A 26,550-nucleotide genomic window follows, 5' to 3' on the forward strand; every position below is an offset into this window, starting at 1 on the left:
TGTCCTGCCGTTCGACAGGCGTTGACGGCAGTTTGGTAGGGAATACCTTCGCTTCGCGGTTAGCCGGCGAAGGCGCGGTGGTTTTGACTTTACTCCATTGAGACGCAACTAACGGTCAAGTTCGGCGCTCGCCTCCAAATAACGCGGGGCCGCCTCGCTGGATACCTGAAGCGCGAACTGCTCGCGCGCGGCGCAGCGGCTATGCAGCGAAGCGACCCGTTACGCCACTCAACGGTTACCGTCAAGCAGATCGCCGAGCAGGCCGTCAAATGCTGCTTGGGCGTCTTCGAGTTCCTGCAGCGCGGCGTCGAAGGTTTGCAGCGCGAATTGCGAAGGCTGGCCGCTGCCGGCGGGCGGAAATTGCGATTGCAGCGAAGCGAAGGCCGTCTGCACCCGTTTGGTGGCGGTCAAGACGCGCTCCATTGCCGCTGTTTCTTCGGCTCGCGCCTGTTCGTGATCCATGAAAACTCCGTATTCGTTTGGTTTCGTCTGGTTTCGTTCGGTTTCGTCTGGCCGGCTCGCGCCGTATCGAAGAGGGGACTATGCCACGCCGGCGTTCAGGACAGCGGCAAGCCGCCGTTGGCCTTCACTTCCCGCAACGACAACGCCGACTCCACCGAGGTCACGCCCGGCAGACTGCGCATTTCGTCGCGCATGAAGGTGCCGTAATCGTCGAGATCGCGCGCGACAACCTGCAGGATGTAGTCGGCGCTGCCCGATACGTTGTGGCACGCCAGAATCCGCGGAATTGCCTGCACTTCGCGCTCGAAGCGGGTGGCGACGGCGCGATCGTGCACGGCAAAGCGCACATAGACGAACGCCACCACTCCGAGGCCGAGCGCGGTGCGCGAGAGCATCGCGCGGTACTGATCGATATAGCCGTCGCTCTCCAGACGCTTGAGGCGGCGCGCACACGGCGTCTCGCTCAGGCCGACCGTTTCGGCTAGCCGCGCATTCGACATGCGGCCGTCGTTTTGCAGCGCGGCGAGGATGGCGCGGTCTGTTTTATCGAGGTCGGTGGCCATCGCTGATCTTCGTTTGTGTTCGGTTAGCGGGAAGCATGATTTAAGTGCGAAATATTAGCGCATTCTGCCAAAAATTACGCATCCTACCCGGCAATTCGCCAGCAAACCCTCCGTCGACGATAGCAACATAGAGCCCTTGAAAACGCGAGGCTCCCATGATTTCTGCACATCTTCTGATCGTCTATACGGCGGCACTGTTCGTGGTCTATGCGGTGCCCGGACCGGATATGGCGCTGGTTCTGCAAACCAGTATTGGGCGCGGCGTGCGCAGCGGCTTCGCTGCGGCCGGCGGCCTCGGACTGGCGCGCGCGGCGCACGTCACGCTCTCGGCATGCGGTGTGGCCGCCCTGTTGCGCAGCGCGCCGTGGCTGTACGAAGTGGTGCGCTACGGCGGCGCGGTTTATCTCGCGTGGGTCGGCATCCAGATCTTTCGCTCGCCGGTGTTCGCGTTGTCCGAAGGCGGCGCGGCGAGCGCCGAATCGCGGCCTTTGCGTGCCGCCTTCGTCAAGGGTTTGCTGACCAATCTGCTGAACCCGAAAGCGCTGCTGTTCTGCTCGGTGCTGTTGCCGCAGTTCGTACGGCCAGAGGCCGGGCCGGTGGCATGGCAGATGATCGAACTGGGTCTGGTGCTGCTCGCCATCGGCGCATGCTTCGACATCATGTATGCGATCGGCGCCGCGCGCATCGCCGGCTGGATGCGTGCCCATCCGCTCGCGCAAACGCTGCAGCGCTGGACTTTCTCCGCGACGCTGATCGGCTTCGCGCTGCGCCTTTCGCTGGATTGAGGCGGCGCGCGGCTCACCTGTTCAGCTTGTGCTCGCGCCGCGAGCGATCCCCGATGATTTCGCGGCGATGCTTGTCTTTCATCTTCTTCCAGCTTTTGCATTCGTCGCGGGTGCGCAGGCAGCCGACGCAGAATCCGGTCTTGCCGTCGAACTTGCAGATGTCGATACAGGGTGATTCGATGCTCATGAGAGTCGGTGAATGGGCAATGGTGAGGGCGACTGTTGCATGGACCATGCCCACGCGCAAAGTGATTGTGTTAATAAAGCCGATAGATGGATGCGCAAGCGCATAGGCAACCGCCTATGCTCGCGGCCACACAATCACTTGCTTCCTTTTCTCTTGATGAAAACTTTTCTGCTGTACGCCGTGACCGCCGTTGCCGAAATCGTCGGTTGCTATTTGCCGTGGCGCTGGCTGAAGGAGGGCGGCTCCGCATGGCTGCTGGTGCCCGGCGCGCTCAGTCTCGCATTGTTCGCGTGGTTACTGACGCTGCACGGCACCGCCGCGGGCCGCATCTACGCGGCGTACGGCGGTGTGTACGTGGCAGTGGCGATTGTCTGGTTATGGTGCGTCGACAAAGTGCGCCCCACGCTATGGGATGCGGCCGGCGTCGCGTTCACGCTGGCCGGCATGGCGATCATCGCGTTCCAGCCGCGCGTCTGACAGCGTGCATGCGATGCAGCTCTCATACAGCTCTCATGCAGCGTCGCACGCAACGGCGCGCAAGCCGCTTCTTACTTGATGCCGCCCAGGTAGTCGAGCTTGCCGAGTTCAACGCCGTTGTGACGCAGGATGTCGTAAGCCGTCGTGACGTGAAAATAAAAGTTCGGCAGCACGAAGCCCAGCAGATACGACAACCCCGTAAACTCGATCGGGCCGGTGCGCATTTTCAGCGTGATGCTCCGCTGTTCCGCGCCGTCGATCTGCTCCGCATTGAATTCCTTCAGATAATCAATCGTCTTTTGTAGGCGGGCATGCAGTTCGTCGAAGGTCTGTTCGACGTCTTCGTACTTCGGCGCTTCGACACCGGCGAGACGCGCGGCGCAACCCTTGGCTGTGTCGCTGGCGATATAGACCTGGCGCGTCAGCGGCAGCATGTCCGGAGCGAGCCGGGCATTCGTGAACACGGATGGGTCGATCTGTTTTTCCGCAGCGTGCGCCTGGGCTTTGCCGAGAATGGCTTGCAGATTGGTTAGGCCGCGCACCAGCACGGGCACTGATGCTTGATACATCGTAATGGACATGGGGCTCCTCTGACTCTTCGATCGTGCGCGCGGACGGCGCGCGAGGCAATGCAACGGCTGGATTGCCGCTGCAGCATCATAGCGCGAGCAGTGCGCATCGCGCACTGGCCGGGCACGGCGTTAGCCATTCGGACAACTGCCGCGCATGTCGGAACTGTGGTCGAATGCATTTGTCGGACGGCTTGGCGCAGTTCTTGAAACAGCGACCCGCCGCCGGTTCGAGGCGGGGAGCGTGTGCCGGTGTGCACCATGCCCAGGTTTGTCTTGTGGTAGCCGCCGTCACGCTAACAGGAGGGAGGGTCGATATCATGGCCGACAAGCATCCGCTGCCGGGAAGCGAGCGAACGGTAGAGCAAGGTTCGAAAGTCGTAGGGCAATGCGATCCCACTGAACGGATCGAGGTCTTCGTGATGCTGCGCCGTAAGCAGCAGGCATCGTTCGATGCGTTGATGAGCAAGATCGAGTCTGGCGACCCGAGCGTCAAGCCGCTGTCGCGCGAGGAGTTTGCAAGGGACTACGGCGCGGCGCCGGAGGACATCGCCAAGGTGCAAGCCTTTGCGGCCGAGCATGGCCTGACGGTGGTGCGCGAGGACCCGGCGGCGCGCTCGGTGCTGCTGAGCGGCACAATCGCGCAGTTCCAGACCGCGTTTGCTGTGCAGTTGCAGCACTACGAGCATCATTCGGCCGGCCAGTTCCGCGGCCGCACCGGCACGATCAGCGTGCCGGACGATTTGCACGGCGTGGTCGAGGCCGTGCTGGGGCTCGACAACCGGCCGCAGGCGCGGCCGCATTTTCGTATCCGGCCGCCGTTCCAGCCGGCCCGGGCGCCGCAGGCTTCTTTCACGCCGCCCCAACTCGCGTCGCTCTACCATTTTCCGCAAGGCGACGGCAGCGGGCAGTGCGTCGGCATCATCGAACTTGGCGGCGGCTACGTGAACTCCGACCTCAAAACCTATTTCGCGAGTCTCGGCGTCCACTCGCCGACGGTGAAGTCGGTCGGCGTCGATCAGGGCGGCAACCAGCCGACCGGCGACCCGAATGGCCCGGACGGCGAAGTCACGCTCGACATCGAAATCGTCGGCGCGATTGCCCCGGGCGCGACGATTGCGGTGTATTTCACGCAGAACAGCGACGCCGGTTTCATCGACGCGGTGAGCCGCGCGGTGCACGACACAACCAATAAGCCCTCGGTGATCTCGATCAGTTGGGGCGGGCCGGAGTCGAATTGGACCAACCAGTCGCTGCAGGCCTTCAACAGCGTGCTGCAGGCCGCGGCGACGCTTGGTGTGACCGTGTGCGCCGCGTCGGGCGACAGCGGTTCGAGCGACGGTCTGGGCGGCGATCACGTCGACTTTCCGGCGTCGAGCCCTTATGTGCTGGCGTGCGGCGGGACGCGCGTGACTGCGTCGGGCGCGTCGATTTCGACCGAAGTGGTGTGGAACGACGGCGCAGGCGGCGGCGCGAGCGGCGGTGGCGTGAGTCAGGCGTTTCCGGTGCCGGTGTGGCAAGAAGGTTTGTCGTCGACGGATACAGGCGGCAGCAAGACGCCGCTTGGCGGGCGCGGCGTGCCGGACGTGTCCGGCGACGCCTCGCCTGTCACCGGCTACAGCGTGTTGATCGACGGCACGCAAACGGTGGTGGGCGGCACCAGTGCGGTCGCGCCGCTGTGGGCCGGGCTGATTGCGCGAATCAATGCGGCGAAAGGGCAGCCGGCCGGGTTCATCAACCCGAAGCTGTACAACACCGCGGGCGTCTGCAAGGACATCACGCAAGGCAACAACGGCAGATTTGCCGCGTCGGTCGGCTGGGATGCGTGCACGGGACTCGGCAGTCCCAATGGCCAGAAGGTGGCAGCGGCACTATAGTCTGAAGACATACGAACTACACGACACGCAAGACCACACAGACTACACAGACTACACAAGACGTTAACGAATCCATGGAGCGATCATGACGAATACCGAGTCAGCTTCCGTTAGTCCGCAGTCGCCACACAATTCTCACGCGTCACCCGCGCCGGCGGCAGCGAGCGCGCCGCATCTCGCCGGCGACCAGCCATTTTTCGATCCGGTCGCCTACGGTAACGGACCAGACGATTCCGTCACCGAAACCGCTGAAACCGCCGCGATCACGCACCATTCGGTCACGATCGGCGGGCACAAGATCAACTACACGGCGACTGCCGGTCACCTCGTGATCGTCGATCCGAGCAGTTCGCAGCCCGAGGCGAGGATGTTCTACGTCGCCTTCACGCAGGACAACCAGAAGGAGGAGACCCGGCCGCTGACGTTTTTCTATAACGGCGGGCCGGGTTCGTCCGCGGTGTTCGTGCTGCTCGGCTCGTTCGCACCGCGCCGCATCAAGACCTCGATGCCGGACTTTACGCCGCCCGCACCGTACTCGATGGAGGACAACCCGGACAGCCTGCTCGACAAGAGCGATCTCGTGTTCATCAACCCGGTCGGCACCGGCTACTCGGCGGCCATCGCGCCGAAGAAGAACCGCGACTTCTGGGGCGTCGACCAGGACGCGAACTCGATCAAGCAGTTCATCAAGCGCTTTCTGACAAAGAACAACCGCTGGAATTCGCCGAAGTATCTGTTCGGCGAGTCGTACGGGACGGCGCGCAGTTGCGTGCTGGCGTACCGGCTGCATGAAGACGGTGTCGATCTGAACGGCATCACGCTGCAATCGTCGATTCTCGATTACACGCAGTCCGGCAATCCGGTCGGCACCTTGCCCACCGCCGCCGCGGACGCGTGGTATCACAAGAAACTCGGCATCGCGCCGCGTCCGACCGATCTCGGCGCGTTTGCCGAAGAAGTGGCGCAGTTCGCGCGCACCGATTATCTGGCGGCGCTGCGCAAGTTCCCGACTACCGATTCGGCAACGGTCGACAAACTCAGCGAATACACCGGCATCGACAAAACCACCTTGCTTGCGTGGAGCCTCGATATCGCGTCGTATGACAGCCGCGGCAATTCGCTGTTTTTGACCACGCTGCTGAAGGCGCAAGGTCTCGCGCTCGGTGCGTATGACGGGCGGGTGACGGCGATCGACACCGGCATCGCCGGCAAGATCGACCCGAACTCCGGCGGCAACGATCCGACCATGACGGCGGTTTCCGGCGTCTATACGACCATGTGGAACGTGTACCTGAACGAGCAGTTGAAATACACGTCGAATTCGGCGTTCACGGACCTCAACGACCAGGCGTTCCAGTATTGGGACTTCGGCCACATCGACCCGACGGGCGCGCAGAAGGGGCTCGACGATAAAGGCAACGTGATTCTGTACACCGCCGGGGACCTCGCCGCAGTGATGGCGCTCAATCCCGATCTGAAAGTGCTGTCGGCGAACGGTTTTTTCGACTTCGTCACGCCGTTCTATCAGACCGTGATCGACCTGCAGCAGATGCCGCTTCTGAGTCAGCAGATCCGGCAAAACCTGTCGGCGCGCTTTTATCCGTCGGGGCACATGGTCTATCTCGACGGCGGGTCGCGCACCGCGCTCAAAGCAGACCTCGCGAAAATGTATGACGCGACCGTGTCCAATACCCAGGCGCTAGGCCGCATCCGCGCTTTGCAGGCTCGCGTGGCGAAGCAGGCGCAACCCTCCTGACTGCCGGTGAGCGGCGCGCGGCGATGGCGCCACTGTTTCCGGCGGGCGGGCGCGGTCTTGCCCAGTGCATGCGCCACGGCCAGACCGCGCCGCTGCGACCGGCGCATACCGCTAAAGCGAGCTCAGCGGTATGCGCGGGCGCGGTGCCGGGCCTGCACCGCTGAATAAGCATTGGTATTTTGGATTTTGCCCGCGCTTATTCGGGTACAGTCCATTAACGGATGTTTTAAGCCGTTTTCATGACAACGTGTCGCATCGCTTTTGCTGTCGATTGTGGCTATCCTGAAACAGGACGAAATTCGAAGGAGAGATTTAAATGACGGCCTTCTATCTGTCGTTGGTCGCGCTGGTCACATCAGGTGCCGCGGGAGCAGCATTTATCCGTCAGCTTGCCGCCGCTCAGGCCAGGCAGCGTGGCGCGCTGCGACCGGTGCCCGTGCATACCGCCGGCCGCGGTACGGACCGTCGCACGAGCCGAGGGTAGCCGGCATGAACCTGATCGTGCGCAACATCGCGGAATCGTGCAGCGAGCAGGAAGTGCGCGAATTTCTTAAGCGCGAGCTTGGCCATTACGCGAAAAACGTCGAAGTGGTGGATGCCGGCAAACCCGGCGCGTACGCCACCGTCGAACTGGGCGCGCAAGTGCCCTATGTGGGCGAGGTGATCGCCCGGCAGATTCACGGCAAGCATTTGGGCGGTCTGGCGCTCGAAGCGAGCGCCGATCTGTTCAGCGACGAGCCACCTGGCGCGCGCTGAATAACCACAGCCGTCCCGTTCGAATCAGGTGCGCGTGAACGCGCATCCGGTTTGTCACCTTCCTTCTTTTATTCCCCGCTTGCCTGCGCCGGCCAATCGAACGGCGTGTACGGCAATGCTCGCTTGTGCTGCGTCACGTCATAGAAACGCAAAATCGTCTCGCGCGCGGCATCGCTGACCGGCTTGCCTTCCAGAAAGTCATCGATATCGTTGTACGGGATGCCGTACACGTCTTCGTCGGGCCGTTGCGGACGCAACATTTCGAGGTCGGCGGTCGGCACTTTGTGCGCCAGTGTTTCGGCAGCGCCCAGCGCGCTGGCCAGCGCGCGCACGCGACGCTTGTTCAGACCGGCGAGCGGCAGTACGTCGGCGCCGCCGTCGCCGAACTTCGTGAAAAAGCCCATTACCGATTCGGCCGCATGATCGGTGCCGATCACTACACCGGCCCGTGTGCCCGCCACCGCGTATTGCGCAATCATCCGCTGCCGCGCCTTGATGTTGCCGTGCACGAAATCCTGCTGCGAGTCGTCGGCGAATGGCACGTCGCTTGCGTGCAGCGCGGCGAGTATTGCATCGGCGGCTGGCTTAATGTCGATGGTGAGATTTTCGTCCGCTCGAATGAACTGCAATGCCTGCTGCGCGTCGGCCTCGTCCTTTTGAATGCCGTAGGGCAGGCGTACCGCGACGAAGCGGGCGTCGTAACGTTCGGCGCGCAGCCGTTCGACCGCGAGTTGCGCGAGCCGACCGGCTGTCGTGGAGTCGACACCGCCGCTAATCCCGAGCACGTAAGTTTTCAGGCCGTTGCTACGCAGGTAGTTCGCCAGAAAGGCGACGCGGCGTTCGATTTCCTCTGCGGCGTCGAACTTGGCGCCCACCTGCATTTCCGCGACGATGCGCGGCTGGCGTGCGGTTGAGTCCTGTTGCGCCATGATTTCTGCTTCCTCCATGCGTGGTTGTGCCAAAGTCAAACGACGAGCGCTTGCACGCGAAGTGCGCAAGCGGCGGACTCACAAGCGAGCCGGTTCAGTCGGCCCGCTGTGACGCATCAGTATCGGATTTATTGCGCATATTGGCTTTAAATGCGCTGTGCTGGCGGATTTAAATCGGTTTGTAAATTTAAAAATATAACCAGATATTACGGCGATATTGGTAAATTGGCCAATTCTTTATCGACAGATCGAAATGTGCTTAGTAATATCGTCGCTGATCCGGGCGCCGCATGAGCCGGCGAGCAGTCATTCGGCGAGCAGTCAATAATAAGCAGGTATAAGCAGGTTCGCTCAAATACGCGATGAACTACCCTAATCGGCCTGGCCAGCCTGTTCCGGACCGTATGATTTCCGCGTCGGTAGATCGTCGGCGCGAAGCGGTTCGTATGCCGTGTTCGCCTCTGGCGTCGCAGTGGTCGCGCGCAGCTCATTTGACACGCTGCCTGACGCGCGCCGTGAGCGCCGTCTTCTGCATCTTGTCGGGCAGTTTCGCGATCGCAGCCCCGCCGCCGACGAGCCGTCCGGCGGCCATGGTCGACGTGTCAGACATGGTCGCGCCGGACGCGGCCGGTGTGGTCGACCCGCGTCGCGCGTTGCTGTTTCGGGGCGTATTCGCACACGAGGTAACCCGGCGGCTGAAAGTGCCCGCTAAAGAGCAGCGCGCCTACGCCGACCGTCTGCAAACGGCGCTCAGTGAGGAACTTCTGGGCAATCTGTCGGGCGAGTTTGTGGTGCTGACCGATCGCAACGTCAACGTGCAGGCGCTGTTCGTCTACTTTCGCGCCGCGCCGTCCGATACCTGGCAGATGATCGGCGCCTCGCCTGTCGCAACTGGCCAGCCCGGCGAATACGATCACTTCATCACGCCGCTCGGCGTGTTCGAACATACCCCCGCCAACATGGACTTCCGCTCGGAAGGCACGATGAACGAGAACCGCATCCGCGGCTATGGCAAGCGCGACATGCGGATCTTCGATCTCGGCTGGGCGCAAGGCGAACGCGGCTGGGGCAAGGGCGGCATGTCGCAGATGCGTTTCCAGATGCACGCGACCGATCCCGACCGGCTCGAGCCGCTGCTCGGCATTCGTCATTCGAAGGGCTGCGTGCGCATTCCGGCGTCGCTCAATGTGTTCCTTGATCACTACGGCATTCTCGACGCCGAATATATGGCCCTGGTCGCTTCGGGCAAGTCGCTGTGGGTGTTGAAGAGCGATCGCCAGATGACGCCGTGGGCGGGACGTTACATCGTCGTGGTGGATTCGGGGCGCAGGAGCCGGCCTGCATGGGCGCCGGCGCCGGGCACCCAGGCTCGAGCCAAAGTGCCGGCCGGTGCGGACACGGCTGACTGACTCACGGGTATCGCACCAGCACCGAACGTGCCGATCTTGTGAAACGGCAAAGTGACAAAGCGGCGAAACGGCGAAACGGCGAAACGGCGAAACGGCGAAACGGCGAAACGGCGAAACGGCGAAACGGCGAAACGGCGAAACGGCGAAACGGCGAAACGGCGAAACGCCCGCACGGCATTCAACCGCTCACGAGCGTGCCAGCAGCACGCCCACCAACGCCACCGCAAAACCGGCAATCTGCACCGGCAACAGGGTTTCGCCGAAGCCGAGATAACCCTCGAGGGCCGCGAGCGGCGGCGCCAGAAACACCAGCGCGGTGGCGCGCGCGGCATCGCCGCGCCTCACCATCCACACCAGCAAGGTGACGCTGATGCCCGACAGCATCACGATGCCCCACGCCAGCGAGATCCACAGTGTCGGCGAAGCAATCCAGCGATGCTCGCCGAGCGCCAGCGCGAAAATCGCGGCGACGAGCGCCGCGCCGAGATTCTGCACCGCGCTTGCGGTGCGAATGTCGGCCTTCGCGAGCGAGGTCTTCTGAAACAGCGTGCCCGCGGTAATTGCGCCGACCGCGAGGATCGAGACGAGCACCACCAGCCACGGCGGCGCATTGCCATGCGGTGCCGGCGTCGGCGGCGTGACTGCGGCCAGTTTCGGTTCGAGGACCAGCGCTACCCCCGCGAGGCCGAGCGCCATCCCCGTCCAGCCGCGCCGCGAGAGCCGTTCGCCGAACAGCGGCGCCGCGACGGCTGCCGTCGCCAGCGGTTGTAGCGCTCCGAGCAAGGCCATCACACCGGCGCTCAGGCCCTGCGCGACCGCCCAGTAGCCGGCGCCGAGATACACGCCTTGCAGCAGCGCGCCCGCCACCAGATGCCTGCCGAGATTGCGGCCGGTCGGCCACGCGGTGCGGGCGAGCAACGCGGCCAGCGTGAACAGCAGCGCGGTGCCGCCAAAGCGCGCGAGCAGAAACAGATTGGGATCGGCATAGGGTGTGATCGCCCGGGCGACCACGAATCCGGTCGACCACAACACGACGAAGACGGCGGCGGTCAAGGTAGCGAGCATCGAGCGTCGATGGTGGGAAGGTGAAAGCCCGCCATCTTGCCGGGGCGTGCAGGGCGCGTCTTGTTCGAAGCTGCAATCGCCCGTGTCAGCTCACATCAGTCGTCGCCGCGGGTCACCACATCAGCAGCACGGTGCCTGCGCCGAGCATTCCGCCGCACAGCGCGCATGCCCACAACAACACGCGCGTGCGCCGATATTCGCGGCCGATATCCTCGATCAGTTGCGCATTCTGCCGCGGGGTACGGGCGCGATCATGCTCCTGTTGCAGGTATCGAACGGCGAGTTGCGGCACGCGCGGCAGTATCTGCGCGAGATGCGGCAGCTCGCGCGAAATGCGCTTGATCCAGCCACGATGATCGAGGTCGCGCCGCGCGATTCCGGCCAGCACACCGCGCGTGATGTTCCACGTATCGACCCCCGGATGCAGCGCACGCGCCAGCATTTCCGCCTGCTGGAACGAACGCTGCGCGGTGGCGAGACGCCCGGATACGGCGCCGTCGAACGGTTGCACCGCATGCAGCAGATGATGAAACAGCGAGCCCGCCGAGCGGTCTTCGGGAGCGGCCGCAAAATGCGCCTCGGCGCGGGTGCGCAGTTCCGCTTCGAGCATCTCGGCGCGCGTGTCGTGCGGCACGTGTCCGGCATCGCGATGTAGTTCGGCAAGCCGGCCGTAGTCCTGGTTGAACAGAGCGGTCGCGCCATGCACGAAAAACTCGCGCTCCCCGATCGATAGACTCGACATGATCGAAAATTCGGCGAGCACGAGGCGCCCCAGCGTGTCCGGTTCGACGCTCACGCGTACCCGGCGTGCGTCGAGGGTCGCGTGAAAGAAGCCATGCTCGAACGCCTGTTCGGTCACCACCTCGACGATATGCGCGGCGAGCGGCGCAAGTTTGACGTGGTGCGCATGCAGGCCGGGCAGATCGCTGGCCGGCAAGGTGCTGATACGCTGCATGGTCAGCGTTTGATTGGTGCACAGGTCCCAGATCACGATCGGCACGGCGATGCGTGAGTCGCGGTCGAAATGGTGGCCGGTCTGGCTCAGATTGGCGGCCTCGGCGCGCAGGTCGAAACGGCGCAGGATGTCGTCGGTAAATGCCTGGGCCAGCGCGCGCAGTTGCAGCCGGCGTGCGGTGCCGGAGAGCTTTTCCACCCAGCGCGCGACCCAGCGCAACAGCGCGAGTTCGTCGCCGATCTGTTGCAACTGGTCGGCGCGCACCAGTTTGATGGCCACTTCGCGACAGCCGTTGATCGGCACGGCGAGCCGCGCAAAATGAGTTTGTTCGGCAAAGCCGCCGCGCACCGGCACCAGATCGACCGCCGTGAAGATCGTGGTGAGCGGCCGGCCGAATGCGCGCGTCAGAGCCTCCTTCGACTCTTCCGGTGGAAGCGGGGCTTCGAGGTGATCGATCGCGTCGATGGCCTCGTGCAAGGTGCTGCTCGCCAGTTCCGGACGTTCGGCCAGCGTCTGCGCGAAGCCGCTCGCCAGTGGCCCGAGCGCCGGCAGCAGGCCATGCAGGCCTGCGCGTCCGCGCCCGGAGGCATGCACGCGGCTGACCAGTTCGATCATCCAGTGCAGTTTGTGATCGGGTGGGGCGGCAAGCCAGATCAGGCGCGCGCCGTAACGCAGCGCATGGAACAACAGCAGTAAGCGGCGAAGCAGTGGCGGCATTGGCGGTTCGATTGGCGGTCGCGCGGCGTCGACGCGCGGCCAGGGCGTTCAGATTAGCAGGGATGCGCGCTGGCAGGAGCATCCCCGCGCCACGCGTAATACAATACGCCGGCCTACTCCAACCGTGGCGAAACCCAAGCGTGCCGGATCCCGGCTCTCAACCAATGCTCGCAGAACAACGTCAGCCCCTTGGTTGACGGCCTTCCGTTGCGAAACCTACGCTGAAACCTACGCGCAGGCTTTTTGGAGGAATTGGACACAGCGGAAAGCCTCGCGGCGCAATTCGAACAGGACATCACGCTCGCCGCGGTAGCGGAATTCATTGCACTGTTGATGGTGTCGATCGCGCGCGGGCACATTGTCCAGTCCCAGGACACGCTCGACACGCTTGAACGTCTGAGCTTTCAGAGCCAATGGTCGGGCGGCCGCGAGATGATCACGCGGGAGCGCCTCTACATCGCGGCGCGACGCGGCGAACCGGCGCGCATCGAAGCGCTGTTGCCACACATGTCGAACCACGCCGCCGCCCGACCCGGCATGGATTCCCGTTACGGAGATGCTCAGCGCGCCGTGGCTGGGCCGAATCCAGCTTGCATTGCAGCAGCATCGACTCGATCGGGCGACCGATCTGCTGGAGTCGGCATTGGCTACCGTGCCCGTCCGACCGCTGCTCTCGGTCAAGCTCCACGTGCTGCAAGCATTGGTTCAGCACCGGCAAGGGCATTCGAGGCGTGCCCTCCGAACACTCCAGCGTGCGCGCGAAACAGCACGCGCTGGCGGCTGCTACCGAGCGCTGCGCGACGAAGGCGCGATACTGGATCAGGTGCCGGGCGTGGAGATGCATTGCGCCGTGCCCCAGTGCGTGGCCGCGCTTCGGTGGTCTTTGTGGATCGCTTTGGCCTGCGAGCCATGGAGAAGTCTTCTTCGCAACAATCTTCCGCGAACTATGCCGGCCTTACGGCAGCGGGTTCTGCATGTTCGCGGCTTAGTGGCAGGACAATGCACGCTGCCTGATGGTGGCCCCGTCGATCCGGCGACCGGTGGTTACCAAAACTGTCGGTACGCCTGCTGCATATCCATGCTGATTCCGGTATGGCACACCCTGCCTTTTTTCGCAGTTGATATTTCGTCTGAGAAAACCGAAAAAAGATACGTGGGTGAAGTCCGATGATTCCGCCGTGATTAACAGTCGCGACTGACCTGTGGCGGAAATTCCAGGTGCCTTCCCGTTCGTGCTGGACAGCGGGAAGGGGGCAGCCGGAAGGATACAAGCATGCGCATTTGAGGCAGGGAACATCATGAAAGAACTCAATGCATGGATGGTCACTGGCATGGAGAGCGCCCCGCTGATGCTATCTGCAAACGCTACGCCCGGTCAGCGTTTGCAGCGGGCCGAAGCCGAAGTCCGTCGGTTGACCCGATGCATGGAGATGAAGGATCGGCAGCTCTGCGAGCTGCGCAAGGCGCTAGCGCATTCGGCGACCGTTCACTACTCATTTGAAGATCGCCTGCAGCGTGAGCTCGATTCCCTGCGGATCATGATGCCCGTGAACGGGTTCCAGGAGCATTGGGACAAGTCTTCTACCGACCGGCCAGAGGAGGGCATCGTCGTGAAACTGCCCTACATGACGTCGATACTCTCCATTCTGTTCGATGCGATGTGTACCTTCTGGGCGGACTGCGATCCCGATCATCCTCCGAAGTCTGCGACCGTCGCGCACGCGATCGATGAGCGCCTGGGTTTGAGTTCGCAGCAGAATGGAGAGGCTTCGCGCAGCGGTCAGGCCTATGCATCGGCGATCAGGCCGGATTGGGTGAAGGCGGCTGACAACCGGCACCATGGCCGACCTGCAGGCGCGCGCTGATGCAAGAGGCCGGTCGTCTAGACTGTCGTTTGCGCGCGCGTCGTTCCGTTGTCGCTAACTGCGGGAGGCGCTTCGTCGTACGCGTGTTCGGAACGCGCGCCCGCTTCAGGGGGATGCGCGTGATCCGGCACGCCAGCTTCCGGGCGCGGGAGCTGCCCGAAGCGCGTGACCGAGTCCAGCAGCATGAGGGGATCACACCGGAGTTTGTGGAACGTCGCAGGACCCAGATCGATTGAGCACGCAACGATATCGGTGGGGACCGGCGCCGTGCCAACGCCCATATTCCGCAGATCGAGTCCGAAGCGTCGGTACAGACGTGCAACGGAACGCGAGACCACGCCAATCACGCGAGTCGCGCCGAATGAGAGGGCGAGCGCCATCGCGTAAGGGAACAATGACATACCCGACGTTGAGCCCGTTCGATGGTCCGGTAGCCCAGATCCTGCGAATCGCGACATCTCCCATATCGAAGGTGATGACGGCAGGGAACCGGGGCCTGCAAGTTCCGGAAAGATGTCGCGGAGCAGATACGGTCGTGTGGTGGGCATAAGCCGCGCACATCCGCACACCTCGTCGTCTGCGGACAGAGCAACCAGATGGACGGTACTGCCTCCGTCGAATTCGTCCCACTCGCTTGCGGCATCGTGAGACACGCCGGGTATTTCCCAGTGCAGGCGCTGGACAAAGACCTTGTGACGAAAGGTTCCGAGATGGTGATGGATATCCAATGGCAGGTCATCAAGCCTGCCGGCAACGATGTATGACATGGGCGCCTCCTGGTATCAGCCGTTGAGGCGACGCTATCAGCGTGGCTGTGGCCCAGAAACTCAGAGCTTTGGGAGGGTGTCAGTCAGCACGCGCGAGCGCGCACTGACCCAGGTCGCCTGTACGGCGACGGCCAGGACGTGCGATAGAACGGCAGGAAAAACGGATTCAGGGTTTTATGATGCCCTGGACGGTCGCGTGGACGGCAGCGGCCGTCCGGCTGCGGATGTTGAGAGCCTCCATCGCTTCCTTGATGTGGTAGTCAACGGTATAGTGAGAGCGTCCGAGAATCTCGCCTATCTCGCTCGAGGTTTTCCCCCGGGCGACCCAGGTCAGGCATTCGAGCTGACGGGATGTAAGGAGGTGTGCCCCTCTTCTTGAAGGCATCAGCGCGAGGCGATGCAGTTCGAAGTGAAACTGCGCGCTGATCAGGTATGCCAGGCGAGAGTTGATTGCATCGTTGACGGAATGCAGAGAGCCAGACAGGTTGAACAGCAGGATACTGCCATCGGACTGGTGAAGAGGGATACTGAGTCCCGCAGGTAGTCCGGCCTCTCTTGCTTCGTCGAGTAGACGACGCTCGGCTTTGCTCAAGCCGATGATGTCGTGCCACCGGTAGGGAGCCGACTGGAGGAACGCAGCCCGATGAACGGGGTCGGTGGACGCGTAGTCCCGGTGCTGGTAGTGCCGCACCCAAGCCTGCGGATAGTGTGCGCCGATCATCTCGAGCGCTGTTCGCCAAGCGCAGGTCGAACGGCTTCGCGTAACGCGGCTGATCACGTAATGCGGGAAGCCGAGTTTCCCTGCCGCATGGCCGAAAGACTCGACGAGGGAAGGAATATCCGTGGCACATGCAAGACGCATGACCGGTGTCGGCGCGCCAGGTTGCAGGCGATCGGATATCGGTGACGACCTGTGCTGGCCCTCGTTTGAACGGCGTCGGGAGACATGTTTCATGTTCGCTACCGTAGCGCTGCCCCACAGGGTATGGAACGCCAGGTGCCACACGAGAACGCGGCCCGCGCGCAACGACGGTGCGGGTTCATGCGACAACCGTTTCCGGGAGTGAGGGGCCAGCCAGAGGCCCGCATACGATTGCCATACGCGGCGGCACCGGTAGTGGCCAACTGGACGCGGACTATGCACCGACTCGAATGCATTCAAACATTTACTATAGTCTGCAGATTGCCGCCCGATCATTCATGTAAGGGATTGAAACATACCCACTGCGCGGCTGGGAAAGCGGACGAGGCGGGGGCTGGGTCGGCAGGCTAACGGACCAGCAAGGCTGCTGCTGAAAACCCTCCGACGCCTCGTGCAAAGAGCAGGAGCGGTCTGCCCGGCACCAGTCCATGACATTGGGCAAGATTGATGAACGCGTCGCTGACGGTGACGTGGCCAATACGGGCAAAATTTTCCGAGAACAGCCGGTCCTGCGGAACCTGAAGCGAATCGAGCAGGCGGTGCCACGCAGGCAGATCCAGATGGTGGGGCAGGATACGCTGGATGTCATCCAGTGTGAACCGTGCCTGCTGGACTGTCTGCCTGATCAGGCTACGCGCCGTCAAGAAGTTCTGTGCTGCCAGGCGTGATTCCTCATTTGCCAGTACCCCGCGCCAGCCCAGGCCGCTGGCATGCGTGGTGACCGCGAGCAGGCGGTTTACGGGGGCGTCGCGCTCGATGAATGCTGCAAACGCACCGTCACCCAGAATCCCTTCGGCTTGCATTAACCTTTCCGATGTCAACGGCATGACGTCGGCGCCGGCAAGCAGGACCCGTTTCATGTGGGGCCGGGCGATAAACAGCGCGCGAATCACGCGCAGTGCGGCGAGGGCGGATGCGCAGTGCTGCTGGGCGAACGAGAAAGCTTCTGCGTTGGTGAAGCCGAAGCGGTCACAGAGCACGCCGGGTAACGACTGCGGCGGTGGCGCAACGCTGCCCTGGAGCGTATGCACGTAGACGAGGCAGTCGACTTCACGCGGCGCGATACCCGAGGCAAGCAGGAGACGCTGGATTGCGCTGGCCGCGAGTCCGATTGCGGTCTGCCCATTCGCACTGCGGTAGTAACGCATCCCGGCCCGCTCCAGGTTTAGCACGGTGGCGATGTTCTGCTGGGTTCGCTTTCCCCAGCTCCGGACGTCGTCGATGTGTTGGGGAAGATGGAAGGCGATGTGCGGTATACCGAGATCGGGGATCATGAGACGGACCGGACATCGTTCTGCCGATAGAGGAAGGGTGCGCCGCGCGTCTCCAGCAGCGCAGTGCCGATAAAACCGCCGAACCCGTAGCCCCACAGCAGCACGCGATGGGGCCGACGACAGGCGGCGCCGCTGAGCGCCTGTGCAAGTCGTACGATGGATTCGGCTGCGCCAAGATGAACGCAAACCTGATGCTGTACCACGGCGTCTGGCCTGCCGAGGAATCTCCATACTGCACCGCTGAGCGACGGGATGCCAGGGTGCCCAACCACCTCGTCAATGTCGTCCGGACGAAGGCCGTGTCGCGCGAGGAGAGAGTCGATCATCGATAGCGAGGTGAATGTCCGGGCGTTGGGGATTCCGGTTGCATGGCGACAGATGTCAACGGCAACGTGCCGGGCTGCCACATCGAGCAGCTGCATGCCACCTGTTCCGTTGTCGGTTCTTTCAACGAGCAGCGCACCGGCGGCATCGCCGTGCACGATGTCAGGTCCGCATATTCTGGAAAACGGCGGACACCACTTCTCCGCTGCGACGATCAGTATCGTGTGGACGTCCGGTTCAGCGATGAGCAGATCGGATGCAAGCCGCAATGCAGTGAATGGCGACGCACCATGCTGCTGGGAGAGCGAAAAAGGAAAGCATGGTGTGCCGACTTCTGCACAAAGCCGTCCGGCAATCGTGGTCGAAACGTGCTCATCGAGGCTGCTGTGACAGAAGACGATGACATCGATCGGGCGCGCATCCGGCGGGCGTGTGGCGCAGATCGCGTTTGCCACTTTTGCGGCGAGTCCTGATAGATCTGTACCGGTTTCGACTGGTACCGCGCAGGCCAGGTCGGGTGGTGGAAGATCGGGATGCACAGGCGGCGAGCCACCGGTTTCCCCACCTGGCCACGCCTCGAGCCAGTGCCCGTAGTCGGGATGCCATGACTTCACCCACGCATCCCAGCCGGAATGCCCGGTCGTGCGCAGTGCCGACTCAATCGCCGTCCATTGGGACAGCGGTATGGCGTCTGGCACCCAGGCCGTCACTGCGGTGATGACGGGTAGGTTCATGCGCGATCCCCGGCTGAACCGGAGCTGTTGGAGAGATCGGCGGGCAGCAGATCATAGAGGACGCGCCCAAACCGCGATCCATGCATGACGTGGCAATCGCGCTGCAGCCCGATGAGGCGAAAGCCGATCCGGTCGAGCAGACGCCGGGAGCGTACGTTGCTGTCCACAGCCCACGCAGTGATGCTGTGCAGCCGGCCGGTTTCGAACGCCTCGCGGAGGATTTCCGTGGAGGCGAGAAGCGTCATGTCCGTGCATGCCGGGCGCCGGCTGTCGCGCAGTACCCAGAACGAACCGGTGCCAAAAGCATGCGTCAGATCACTGACGGCCACAAGTCCGCTGGCGAGCTTGTGGCCCGTGGGTCCGAAAACGCGGAGGCGATGTCGACCGCTTTGCATCATGAGCTGCACGGCGAGCACGGGAAGTGTCTGGCGACCCTGTCCGAAATCGAACCACCGGATGATGTCCGGCTCGGCGAGCCAGGCAGCGATGTCATTGACATCGTTACAGTCGGGCTCACGAAGCCAGCATGAACCGGATTCTCCGCCTGTCCGGTGGGATCCGTCAGTGTGGTGTGCGGGTTCTACCGCCGGGCCCTGGCTGCTCACGTCAACTCGCCTGCTGGTGAGCGCCGGGCGCAGTGAGCGCGCATAGTCCAGCTTCGAGTTTCATCAACAGTATCGCAAACCAGTGCACCGTCTGGAAGCGAGCCGCTGGCGGCAGCCCCCGCACGTAGCCATGGCCGCCGCAAAGCTGCACAAGCTCCCGCGCAACGTCCATCGCTTCGGTGGCAATGTGGCGGGCCATCAACCGTACGGGTTCGATCTGCGCCTGCGCATCCTGTAGTGCGATGGACCGGAGAAAAAGGTGGATGGTGTGGGCCGATATGAGCATGTCGGCAAGCCGCACAGCGACGAGCTGATGGGCGGCGATCGGCTTTCGAAACGTCTGCCGGGCGGCGCTGTAGGCAAGGGCGAAGTTCACGCCGTGCTGGACGGCGCCCGAGAGCAGCGCAGCGAGGTAGGTTGCTGCGTCGACAAGCCACTGGCGTACCGGATTGCCTTCCGGGATCGCGCCCCCGGGCACAACCAGAAGTGGCATATCGCCTGTTGACGCTGTGGTGTATCGCTCGATGGAGAGTGCGCCCGGCAGGGCAACGGCGGCGGAACCCTGAGTGCCCCGTCTTGCAGGCAGCGTGGCGAGCACGAGTTGCGGACGTTCACCGTCCATCCGGACCATCATTGCCTGCGAGCATGCGTGCTGGCGCAACACCCAGAAACCTGAAGCATCGACGTCGGGGATACCCGGTGCGATCGATGTTGTGCCGTCGAGGTAATGCTGGATATTCTGATCAGGTAGCAGGCCGAGTGCATCGTAGTCGCGAAGCGTCATCAGCGCGGCGCTGCTGAGTGTCAGCTCGGCGCCCCGCTCGAGCGGGCCTGCCGCGAACTGTTCAACGACAAGTGCAAGGTCGTGCCGGCTGATACCCATGCCGCCCATCTGTTGCGGCAGGATCATGGTCGCGAGGTCAAGCGTCGCGGCGAGCCGGACCGTCTCGCCCCACCGGGCGATGTCTGGCGCGCCACCCAGCAGTGGCTCCAGGCGCTCACGCGCAAACTGGCCTGCGGCCGCAACCAGTCCCTGCTGGTCGTTGTTGAGTGCCCAGGATCCCGGTGCGAGGTCCGCGACGACGGATTCACGGAATGGCATGACGTTTCTCCGGATGTTGTGGCCTCACACGAGCATTTCGACGGGTTCGGGGTGGCTGAGGAAATGCACCGGACTCGCCGAACGGCCATAGGCACCCGACTGCTGCACCACCACGAAATCCCCGATGTGTGCATCGGGAAGTTCGACGTCGTCCGCGAGACGGTCGAGCGGCGTGCAGAGGCACCCGACTACGTGACACCGCTCGCGTGGCTCGCCATCTGGACGGTTGCCGATCACGACCGGAAAGTTCCGGCGCAGGACCTGGCCGAAGTTGCCGGAGGCCGCCAGGTGATGATGCAGTCCGCCGTCCGTGATGACGAATGTTCTGCCGCGCGACACTTTCCGGTCGATGACACGGCACACATAGATACCGGCCTCGCCCACGAGGTAACGCCCAAGTTCCAGGATCGGCGTCGTTCCAGGCAGGCGTTCGCAAAGCGGTGGCAGCCAGTCGTGCATCGCTTCGCAGACCGTCTTTACATCGAGCGGTGTCTCGCCGGGAAAGTAGGGGATGCCAAAGCCGCCGCCGAGATTCACGAACCGCGGCGGTTGCGGCAGACCGCTGGCGAGGCGAAGGATGAGGTCCGCACTCTGGCGCTGCGCCTCGATGATAGTTGCCACATGGAGGCACTGCGAGCCCCAGAAGACGTGGAAGCCGGCGAGCGCGACTTCCCGCGCTTCGAGTTCGCGCAGCAATGCCGGAACCTGGTCGACATCGACGCCGAAGGGCGCCGCGCCGCCGCCCATGCGCATGCCGCTGTGTCCGACCTGAAAATCCGGATTGACGCGGATCGCCACGTTGGGCTGCACGCCCAGCTCCCATCCGAGCGCGGTAACAAGCCGCAACTGGGTTTCCGACTCGACGTGAACATTGACACCGCTGGCGACCGCGCGACGCAGGTCGTCGTGAGACTTGCCTGGCCCGGCAAAGCCGATTGCCGTTGGGGAGGTACCGGCATCGAGCGCCCGCGCCATCTCCTGCGCGGAGGCAACATCGAATCCGTCGACCCGCTCGGCCAGGTAGTGGATCACGGCGGGCATCGGATTCGCCTTGATCGAGTAGTGAAGGTGCATGGCGGAGGGCAGCAGGCTGCGCAGTTCCCGCACGCGGGTGTCGATCGCTGCATGGTCGTATGCGAAGAACGGCGTACGCCCGGCGCGGTCGGCCAGCTGGCGCACGTCGATGCCGCCGAACTGCAGCCCGGGGGGGCGCCTGATGAAGGTGAGGCTCATGATGGTTTCTCCCCTGAGTCGCGCGCGAGCGATGCAAGCCCGGATGACGCAACCTCGCTGCGCAGTGCCGCCCGGTCGAATTTTCCGTTGGGGTTACGAGGAATATCGGGATAACTAATGATATGTCGCGGAACCATGTAACGCGGCAGGCGCTGCGTGCACCAGTTGCGTAGCTCTTCGACGTCTGAATCACCGCTCAGGACGACGAGTAGCGCCACTGCTTCGCTAAGCGCGTCATCCGGGACGCCCAGCGCGACGGCTTCAACGACAAGTCCACTCGCGTGGACCGTTTCCTCGATCTCCTCCGGACTGATCCGGTAGCCGGAACTCTTGATCTGGGCGTCGTTGCGGGCGATGAAATAGAGAAAGCCTTCGGCGTCGCACCGTACGAGATCACCTGACCACACCGCCATATCACGCGCCGAGCCGCCCGGCTTTGCTTCAGGAGAGGGGCGGTAGCGTTGCGCGGAGCGCGCAGCGTCGTTCCAGTAGCCGAGCGTGACGCATGCGCCGACATGCACGAGCTCGCCTGCTTCGTTCGAGGCGCACGGCGTACCGTCTTCATGGGCCACCAGTATGCGCGCATTGGGCACGGCCTTGCCGATCGAGTCGGGCCGACGGTCAACCTCGGCAGGGTCGAGGAATGTGGAGCGAAATGCCTCCGTCAGCCCGTACATCAGGAACGGCTTGGCCCGCGGAAACAGCGCCCTCAACTTCTGCAGTACAGGTAGCGGAAGGCGCCCCCCGGTGTTGGCGAAGTAGCGCAGATTATTGCGCACCGCGTCTGGCCAGGTTGCGCCCGTGAGTTGCATCCACAACGGCGGTACACCGGTGATCGCAGTGATGTGTTCCCGCTCGCACGCGAGGACAGCATCGTGCGCAGTGAGATAGTTCAGCAGCACTGCTGTCGCGCCTGCCGACCACGCCGAGGTCAACTGGCTGAGGCCCGCATCGAAGCTCAGGGGCAGAACGGCAAGGACGCGGTCAGATGGTTCGTGCCGCAGATATTCGGCGACGCTCCAGGCGCCTTCGAGCAGATTCCGGTGGCTGAGCATCACGCCCTTGGGCAGTCCCGTCGAGCCCGATGTATAGAGTAGGGCTGCAAGGTCGGTGTCGATGCACGTTGCAGCCGAGGCCGGCATCGGCGCTTCGTCGGGGCCGGTGAGAGAGTCTGGCCAGCGGTGAACCCTGACGCCGGTCGCCTGATCAGAAGGAGCCAGGTCTGGTTCGTCTACGAGGATTACATCGGACACCGGCGGAACGCCCGCAGCGGCCAGGGAGCGGGCGCGCAATGCGGTGGTCACGAGGCACCGGGCGCCGCTGTCACGAAGCACGTGGACCACCTGGTCCGGTTTCAGGAGCGGATTCACCGGAACGAAAACGCATCCTGCGGCACAGGCACCGAGCAGCGACACGACGGTCTCGATTCGCTTGTCGAGAAAGATGGCGACGCGTTCGCCTGGAGCCACGCCGAGGGAAGACAAGGCCTGTCCGAACGCATGACTGCGCTGCAGCAGTTGGCGGTAGGTGAGGCGGACATCGCCGCAGACGAGCGATTCCGCATCGGGTGTGCGGCGCGCTGCCGACTGGACAAGATCAAGGAGGTTTCTCATGGCCGGATAGAGATCAGGTTCAGGGTCAGTGGCGGATTACCATGGCGCCAAAGCAGCCAGCAAGTCCACTGGAGAACAGCAGGGAACAGGAGCCCGGTTGCCCGGGTGGCGCGGTGTGGAAGTTGATGAACGGGTCGGCGCCGAACACGTGGCCAAGGCGGCCGAAATTCGCCGTGAAAAGACGCTCCTGTGGTACGGATAGCATGGCCATGAGGCGTGACCAGCCAGGAAGGTTCACGTGGTGAGGCAGGACACGGACGAGCTGATTTCCCTTGATGCCCGCCTGTCGCAGTGCCGCGCGCATCGTCGTGAATGCTGACCAGTAGTAACGGTCATCCGGCACGGGCTGCAGGTCGTCGTCGGTGCCACGGAAGTAGCGGCCGTCTGTATAAAGGTGCAGCCCCACGATGCTATTGCGGCCCACGCCGCGCTCCAGCAGGAGCGCGCATGCGCCGTCGCTGTGCAGCGCGACGTCCTGGATGGCGCGCAGATGGTCGCAGCCCGAGCCCATCACGTCCGCACAGACCACGATCGCCCGCTGGATGGGACGACCTTTGACGGTGAGCACGTGCAGCACGCGGATGGCTGCGATCGGCGAGACGCAGTTCTGCTGCATCACCGAGAACGCGAGTGCGCGCTCCAGTCCCATATGGGACTGGATGAACGCCGCAGTTCCGGCAGGCGGTGCCAGGACGCTGCTTTGGATGGTGTGCGTGTAGATTAGGGCATCGATGCTTGCCGGTGCTGTGCCGGTATCCTCAAGCAGGGCGGAAATCGCTTCGCACGCGAATGCGACGGGTGATGTCGCTGCAGCGTCGTGGAACTGCTGCACACCATTCGCCAGCAATGCGCTTGCGCGAGCCTCCGGAATTCCGCGGCGACGGGCCCAGATATTTGCATCCACCGTCCGGGTCGGCAGACTGGATGCGATGCCTGACAGCGACAGCACGGCACGGGTTGCGGGCGCAGACATCGTTAGCTCCCGCGGTATTCGAGAAGGGCGCATGCCGCCTGCCCCTGGAAGCCGGCCGACCAAAGCAGGATGCGTTGTCCGTCCGCTGGCACAACCGTTTGCAGCAACACGTGGAGTTGCGCCGGCGCGTCTGCGGCACACAGATATCCGATGTCGCCCGGTTCCTGGTACCACATTCGCCAGGCAGGCAGTCGGGCCTGTGCGGTGACGTCGCATGCCAGGGTGGTGTTGATGCGCGGCGGCACGATCCAGTCAAATGCAGTGGGTTTCAGGCCTGCCCGTGCGCACGTCTCCTCAATGACTTCGACTACGACCGCTTCGTCGATATAGATATCCTGCGGCGGGACGGACACGGAGGTGGAGGGCGTACATACCGTGAGACCGCGTAAGTGCCATCCGGGACACGCCTCACGCCTGACCAGGATCGCGGCCGCGCCATCAGCCAATACGGTCAGCGAACCGGTCTGACGGGAAAATGGCGGGAGCCAGCGTTCAGCCGCGACGATCAGTGTCGTGTGCATGCGGTCGTCACCGGCCATCATGTCGGCCGCCACTTGTAGCGCGAGAAAGAAGGACACGCCTTGGATCTGTCCGATCGCGAACGGCACGCCCGTCGATCCCAGTTCGCTGTGCAGGCGACCCGCGCACGATAGCGCGAGATCGTGCTCAAGACTGGTTCCACATACGATGATCTGGTCTGGCACATGGTTTTCTTTCGAGGGATACCGCCGGATAGCTTCGCTGGCTACGGCGGATGCCATTTCCGAGAGGCTGAGGTGTGGCTCGCTGGCGACATGCGTCGGCATCGCTGGGTGGACGGGCCGGGACGGATGATTTGGGGCGACGGGCGGTGTCGCCTGTCGGCGCCAGCGCAGCGTATCGGCATAGACTGATCGCATGACGGCTTCGCGCATGGAGGTGGGCGTGGCCCCTGGTTCCTGTGCCAGCGCTTCGGGGCGCACATGTGCCTTCGGTACATACCGCGCTGTCGTCGCGATGCAGATTTGCCCGTGGCCGTGGTCAGTTGCGACGTACATGGGATTCCACGAAGGAGACCAGGTTGCCGAAACGTAGAAAGAGGTCGGACGAGAGATCTTCCGGCGCAAGTGTGAAGCCGAAGCGCTGCTCGAGCTGAAGAAGCAGGTCTGTCATGTTCATTGAGTCGACGCCGACGTCGAACAGGTTCGTGTCGTCCGCGATCAGGTCCGCAGCCATGGTGCTGCCGATAGCCGACAGCAGGCATGACCTGATGGTGGCTGCGATTTCATCGCGCCCGGGGCTGTGCATGTTATGCGTCATGGGATGTCTCCTGCCCGGATCGGTGGGCGTTGGCGATGTCAGGTGATGACTCAGGCTGTCTGGGGAAGTCGGAAGGCGGTTCCGTTATGTCCCACGGACGTGACGTTGATCGCTGCGCTGCCCGCGCAATCATGAGTCGCTGCAGATCGCCCGTACCTTCCATGATGTCGAATGCCCTGGCGTCCCGGTAAGCCTGCTCAAGTGACGGACAAGCTGTGATGCCGTCGATGCCGGCGAGGTCCATCGCAGCGCGCGTCACTCGTGCGGCTACGCGCGAGGCAAACGCCTTGGTCATGGATGAATCCATTGACGTTGCAACGCCGCGATCTGCTTTCCAGGCCGTGCAGTGGCAGAGCAGCCAAGCGGCCGCAATCTGGCGGTCGATGTCGAGCAGGGACGCTTCCACGCTCGCCACGCTGCGATGCCTGTCCGCGGGTATGCCACCCGCATCGAGCCAGGCCGCAAGGTCCGCGCGCACTCGTCGACAGGTACCGACCATGACGGCGGAAAGCAGTGGCCTGAAATAGTCCCAGGACCGCTGCGCACCCGAGAAGGCGTCATCAAGCGGCTTTTCGTCGCCGCGGACAAACAGCGCATCGTCGGTGACCTCGCAGTCGGCGTAGGAGAGCACGGCGAGTTGGGTCGCGCGCAGACCAGCCATCCGTTCGATGCGCGACACTGTGAATCCCGGTGTATTGCAATCCACCAGGAATGCCCGGATCCCGTAGCGGCCCATCTGCCGGTTGATCGTTGCAAACGTGATCACGCAGCCAGCGCGCGCGCCGTTCGTGATAAAGCACTTCGTGCCGTTCAGGACCCAGCCGCGGCCGGTCTTTCGTGCGCTGGTACGCATGGCAGTCGCGTCGGAACCGCAGTCAGGCTCCGTGATGGCGAAGGCGCCCCAGAGCGGCGTGCCGGACTGGAACCGCTGGAAGAACCGGGCCTGCTGTTGCACCGAGGCGAGCGCAACGACAGGCGGCATGGCAAGCCCCGGGCCCGGCAACGCCAGCGCGAGGCTTGCGTCGGCTTCCCCGAGGCAGGCCATCAACGTTGCCTGTGCCACGAGGGACTGCAGCGCCGGACAGCCGCCGTACTGGGTGGGCACGAGGTTCATGTTCAGGGCGCTTACGTCATCCGCACGCCAGGGAGGACCGACGATCTCACCGGTTGCGTCCGATTCGGGACTGACGGTGCGCATACGCCTGGCAAGCAGTTCGAGATCGAGCCCGCGCTCGGCGAGCGCTGCACCGATGTCGTCGATCGTGTCAGCCTGCTGCGACGTCTGTTCATACCGCGTCATGACGTGTTCTCCCAGGCGGGCGCATCTGCGCC

Annotated in this window: 29 protein-coding genes; 9 read left to right on the forward strand and 20 right to left on the reverse strand. The window is 63.4% G+C overall.

Annotation, left to right across the window (positions count from 1 at the left end; translation table 11 throughout):
* Positions 1 to 228: 228 nt before the first annotated feature.
* Positions 229 to 462 (reverse strand): hypothetical protein, encoded by a 234-nt coding sequence (locus DLM46_RS20130; protein WP_115102967.1) that lies wholly within the window; start codon positions 460 to 462, stop codon positions 229 to 231.
* Between the two features lie 95 nt (positions 463 to 557).
* Entirely contained in the window at positions 558 to 1,025 is a 468-nt protein-coding gene (locus DLM46_RS20135) for an Lrp/AsnC family transcriptional regulator (protein WP_115102970.1), read from the reverse strand.
* 155 nt (positions 1,026 to 1,180) lie between these two features.
* On the opposite strand from DLM46_RS20135, the gene DLM46_RS20140 reads away from it, so the two are divergent.
* Complete coding sequence (locus tag DLM46_RS20140; RefSeq protein WP_115102973.1) at positions 1,181 to 1,810, forward strand: LysE family translocator; 630 nt, start codon at positions 1,181 to 1,183, stop codon at positions 1,808 to 1,810.
* 13 nt (positions 1,811 to 1,823) lie between these two features.
* Here DLM46_RS20140 and DLM46_RS20145 read toward each other — a convergent pair whose 3' ends face one another.
* A complete protein-coding gene (locus DLM46_RS20145; protein ID WP_115102975.1) occupies positions 1,824 to 1,997 on the reverse strand; it encodes a DUF1289 domain-containing protein in 174 nt (57 codons plus the stop codon).
* Between the two features lie 156 nt (positions 1,998 to 2,153).
* Between DLM46_RS20145 and DLM46_RS20150 the strand changes: the two genes are divergently transcribed.
* Positions 2,154 to 2,474, forward strand: a complete 321-nt coding sequence (locus tag DLM46_RS20150) for a YnfA family protein (protein WP_115102978.1) — start codon at positions 2,154 to 2,156, stop codon at positions 2,472 to 2,474.
* A 71-nt stretch (positions 2,475 to 2,545) separates the two neighbouring features.
* On the opposite strand, the gene DLM46_RS20155 is transcribed toward DLM46_RS20150, so the two are convergent.
* Positions 2,546 to 3,055 (reverse strand): DUF1993 domain-containing protein, encoded by a 510-nt coding sequence (locus DLM46_RS20155; RefSeq protein WP_115102980.1) that lies wholly within the window; start codon positions 3,053 to 3,055, stop codon positions 2,546 to 2,548.
* A 308-nt stretch (positions 3,056 to 3,363) separates the two neighbouring features.
* On the opposite strand from DLM46_RS20155, the gene DLM46_RS20160 reads away from it, so the two are divergent.
* The 4 genes from DLM46_RS20160 (at position 3,364) to DLM46_RS20170 (ending at position 7,432) form a co-directional block, all read left to right on the forward strand.
* On the forward strand, positions 3,364 to 4,920 hold the full coding sequence (locus tag DLM46_RS20160; protein ID WP_115102983.1) for a S53 family peptidase: 1,557 nt from the start codon (positions 3,364 to 3,366) through the stop codon (positions 4,918 to 4,920).
* Positions 4,921 to 5,005: 85 nt separating this feature from the next.
* Positions 5,006 to 6,676 carry a S10 family peptidase gene (locus DLM46_RS20165; protein ID WP_115102985.1) on the forward strand — a complete coding sequence of 557 codons (1,671 nt, stop codon included), beginning with the start codon at positions 5,006 to 5,008 and terminating at the stop codon, positions 6,674 to 6,676.
* A 316-nt stretch (positions 6,677 to 6,992) separates the two neighbouring features.
* Entirely contained in the window at positions 6,993 to 7,160 is a 168-nt protein-coding gene (locus tag DLM46_RS39505) for a hypothetical protein (protein WP_165848020.1), read from the forward strand.
* A gap of 5 nt (positions 7,161 to 7,165) precedes the next feature.
* A complete protein-coding gene (locus tag DLM46_RS20170) occupies positions 7,166 to 7,432 on the forward strand; it encodes an RNA-binding protein (RefSeq protein ID WP_115102987.1) in 267 nt (88 codons plus the stop codon).
* Between the two features lie 68 nt (positions 7,433 to 7,500).
* Here DLM46_RS20170 and nadE read toward each other — a convergent pair whose 3' ends face one another.
* A complete protein-coding gene (nadE, locus tag DLM46_RS20175) occupies positions 7,501 to 8,361 on the reverse strand; it encodes an ammonia-dependent NAD(+) synthetase (protein ID WP_115103176.1) in 861 nt (286 codons plus the stop codon).
* 446 nt (positions 8,362 to 8,807) lie between these two features.
* Here nadE and DLM46_RS20180 point away from each other — a divergent pair, with 446 nt between their 5' ends.
* Positions 8,808 to 9,770 (forward strand): L,D-transpeptidase, encoded by a 963-nt coding sequence (locus DLM46_RS20180; RefSeq protein ID WP_425274005.1) that lies wholly within the window; start codon positions 8,808 to 8,810, stop codon positions 9,768 to 9,770.
* Positions 9,771 to 9,956: 186 nt separating this feature from the next.
* On the opposite strand, the gene DLM46_RS20190 is transcribed toward DLM46_RS20180, so the two are convergent.
* The 3 genes from DLM46_RS20190 to DLM46_RS39510 form a co-directional block, all read right to left on the reverse strand.
* Positions 9,957 to 10,835 (reverse strand): DMT family transporter, encoded by an 879-nt coding sequence (locus DLM46_RS20190; RefSeq protein WP_115102992.1) that lies wholly within the window; start codon positions 10,833 to 10,835, stop codon positions 9,957 to 9,959.
* A 112-nt stretch (positions 10,836 to 10,947) separates the two neighbouring features.
* A complete protein-coding gene (locus tag DLM46_RS20195; RefSeq protein ID WP_115102994.1) occupies positions 10,948 to 12,507 on the reverse strand; it encodes an ABC1 kinase family protein in 1,560 nt (519 codons plus the stop codon).
* Between the two features lie 228 nt (positions 12,508 to 12,735).
* A complete protein-coding gene (locus DLM46_RS39510) occupies positions 12,736 to 13,188 on the reverse strand; it encodes a hypothetical protein (protein WP_165848021.1) in 453 nt (150 codons plus the stop codon).
* Positions 13,189 to 13,805: 617 nt separating this feature from the next.
* Between DLM46_RS39510 and DLM46_RS20205 the strand changes: the two genes are divergently transcribed.
* Positions 13,806 to 14,372 (forward strand): hypothetical protein, encoded by a 567-nt coding sequence (locus tag DLM46_RS20205; RefSeq protein WP_115103177.1) that lies wholly within the window; start codon positions 13,806 to 13,808, stop codon positions 14,370 to 14,372.
* 17 nt (positions 14,373 to 14,389) lie between these two features.
* On the opposite strand, the gene DLM46_RS20210 is transcribed toward DLM46_RS20205, so the two are convergent.
* Positions 14,390 to 15,025, reverse strand: a complete 636-nt coding sequence (locus DLM46_RS20210; RefSeq protein ID WP_244306308.1) for an acyl-homoserine-lactone synthase — start codon at positions 15,023 to 15,025, stop codon at positions 14,390 to 14,392.
* Here DLM46_RS20210 and DLM46_RS40405 point away from each other — a divergent pair.
* Entirely contained in the window at positions 14,969 to 15,136 is a 168-nt protein-coding gene (locus tag DLM46_RS40405) for a hypothetical protein (protein ID WP_244306310.1), read from the forward strand. The genes DLM46_RS20210 and DLM46_RS40405 overlap by 57 nt on opposite strands.
* Before the next feature lie 169 nt (positions 15,137 to 15,305).
* On the opposite strand, the gene DLM46_RS20215 is transcribed toward DLM46_RS40405, so the two are convergent.
* The 11 genes from DLM46_RS20215 to DLM46_RS20265 form a co-directional block, all read right to left on the reverse strand.
* The gene (locus DLM46_RS20215) at positions 15,306 to 16,094 is read right to left on the reverse strand and encodes an autoinducer binding domain-containing protein (RefSeq protein ID WP_115103178.1); all 789 of its coding nucleotides are present in this window, start codon (positions 16,092 to 16,094) and stop codon (positions 15,306 to 15,308) included.
* Between the two features lie 314 nt (positions 16,095 to 16,408).
* Positions 16,409 to 17,335, reverse strand: coding sequence for a 3-oxoacyl-[acyl-carrier-protein] synthase III C-terminal domain-containing protein (locus DLM46_RS20220; RefSeq protein WP_115102999.1), 927 nt, complete (start codon positions 17,333 to 17,335; stop codon positions 16,409 to 16,411).
* The gene (locus DLM46_RS20225; RefSeq protein WP_115103002.1) at positions 17,332 to 18,393 is read right to left on the reverse strand and encodes a beta-ketoacyl-[acyl-carrier-protein] synthase family protein; all 1,062 of its coding nucleotides are present in this window, start codon (positions 18,391 to 18,393) and stop codon (positions 17,332 to 17,334) included. Before DLM46_RS20225 ends, DLM46_RS20220 begins: the two co-directional genes overlap by 4 nt.
* A complete protein-coding gene (locus DLM46_RS20230) occupies positions 18,390 to 18,998 on the reverse strand; it encodes a GNAT family N-acetyltransferase (RefSeq protein WP_115103004.1) in 609 nt (202 codons plus the stop codon). The genes DLM46_RS20225 and DLM46_RS20230 overlap by 4 nt, the downstream gene beginning before the upstream one ends.
* Position 18,999: 1 nt before the next feature.
* Entirely contained in the window at positions 19,000 to 20,100 is a 1,101-nt protein-coding gene (locus DLM46_RS20235) for an acyl-CoA dehydrogenase family protein (protein WP_115103056.1), read from the reverse strand.
* Between the two features lie 24 nt (positions 20,101 to 20,124).
* On the reverse strand, positions 20,125 to 21,333 hold the full coding sequence (locus DLM46_RS20240; RefSeq protein WP_115103057.1) for a pyridoxal-dependent decarboxylase, exosortase A system-associated: 1,209 nt from the start codon (positions 21,331 to 21,333) through the stop codon (positions 20,125 to 20,127).
* Positions 21,330 to 22,946, reverse strand: coding sequence for an acyl-CoA ligase (AMP-forming), exosortase A system-associated (locus DLM46_RS20245; RefSeq protein ID WP_115103058.1), 1,617 nt, complete (start codon positions 22,944 to 22,946; stop codon positions 21,330 to 21,332). The genes DLM46_RS20240 and DLM46_RS20245 overlap by 4 nt, the downstream gene beginning before the upstream one ends.
* 25 nt (positions 22,947 to 22,971) lie before the next feature.
* Positions 22,972 to 23,919: a 3-oxoacyl-[acyl-carrier-protein] synthase III C-terminal domain-containing protein gene (locus tag DLM46_RS20250; protein ID WP_115103059.1), complete on the reverse strand. Its 948-nt coding sequence runs from the start codon at positions 23,917 to 23,919 to the stop codon at positions 22,972 to 22,974.
* Positions 23,920 to 23,921: 2 nt separating this feature from the next.
* Positions 23,922 to 24,956, reverse strand: a complete 1,035-nt coding sequence (locus DLM46_RS20255; RefSeq protein ID WP_115103061.1) for a 3-oxoacyl-[acyl-carrier-protein] synthase III C-terminal domain-containing protein — start codon at positions 24,954 to 24,956, stop codon at positions 23,922 to 23,924.
* Positions 24,940 to 25,218 carry an acyl carrier protein gene (locus DLM46_RS20260; RefSeq protein ID WP_115103064.1) on the reverse strand — a complete coding sequence of 93 codons (279 nt, stop codon included), beginning with the start codon at positions 25,216 to 25,218 and terminating at the stop codon, positions 24,940 to 24,942. The genes DLM46_RS20255 and DLM46_RS20260 overlap by 17 nt, the downstream gene beginning before the upstream one ends.
* Entirely contained in the window at positions 25,208 to 26,518 is a 1,311-nt protein-coding gene (locus tag DLM46_RS20265) for an acyl-CoA dehydrogenase family protein (RefSeq protein ID WP_115103179.1), read from the reverse strand. Before DLM46_RS20265 ends, DLM46_RS20260 begins: the two co-directional genes overlap by 11 nt.
* Between the last annotated feature and the right edge of the window lie 32 nt (positions 26,519 to 26,550).

The organism is Paraburkholderia lacunae (genome assembly GCF_003353175.1).
In the GTDB taxonomy this organism is placed as follows: Bacteria; Pseudomonadota; Gammaproteobacteria; order Burkholderiales; family Burkholderiaceae; genus Paraburkholderia; species Paraburkholderia lacunae.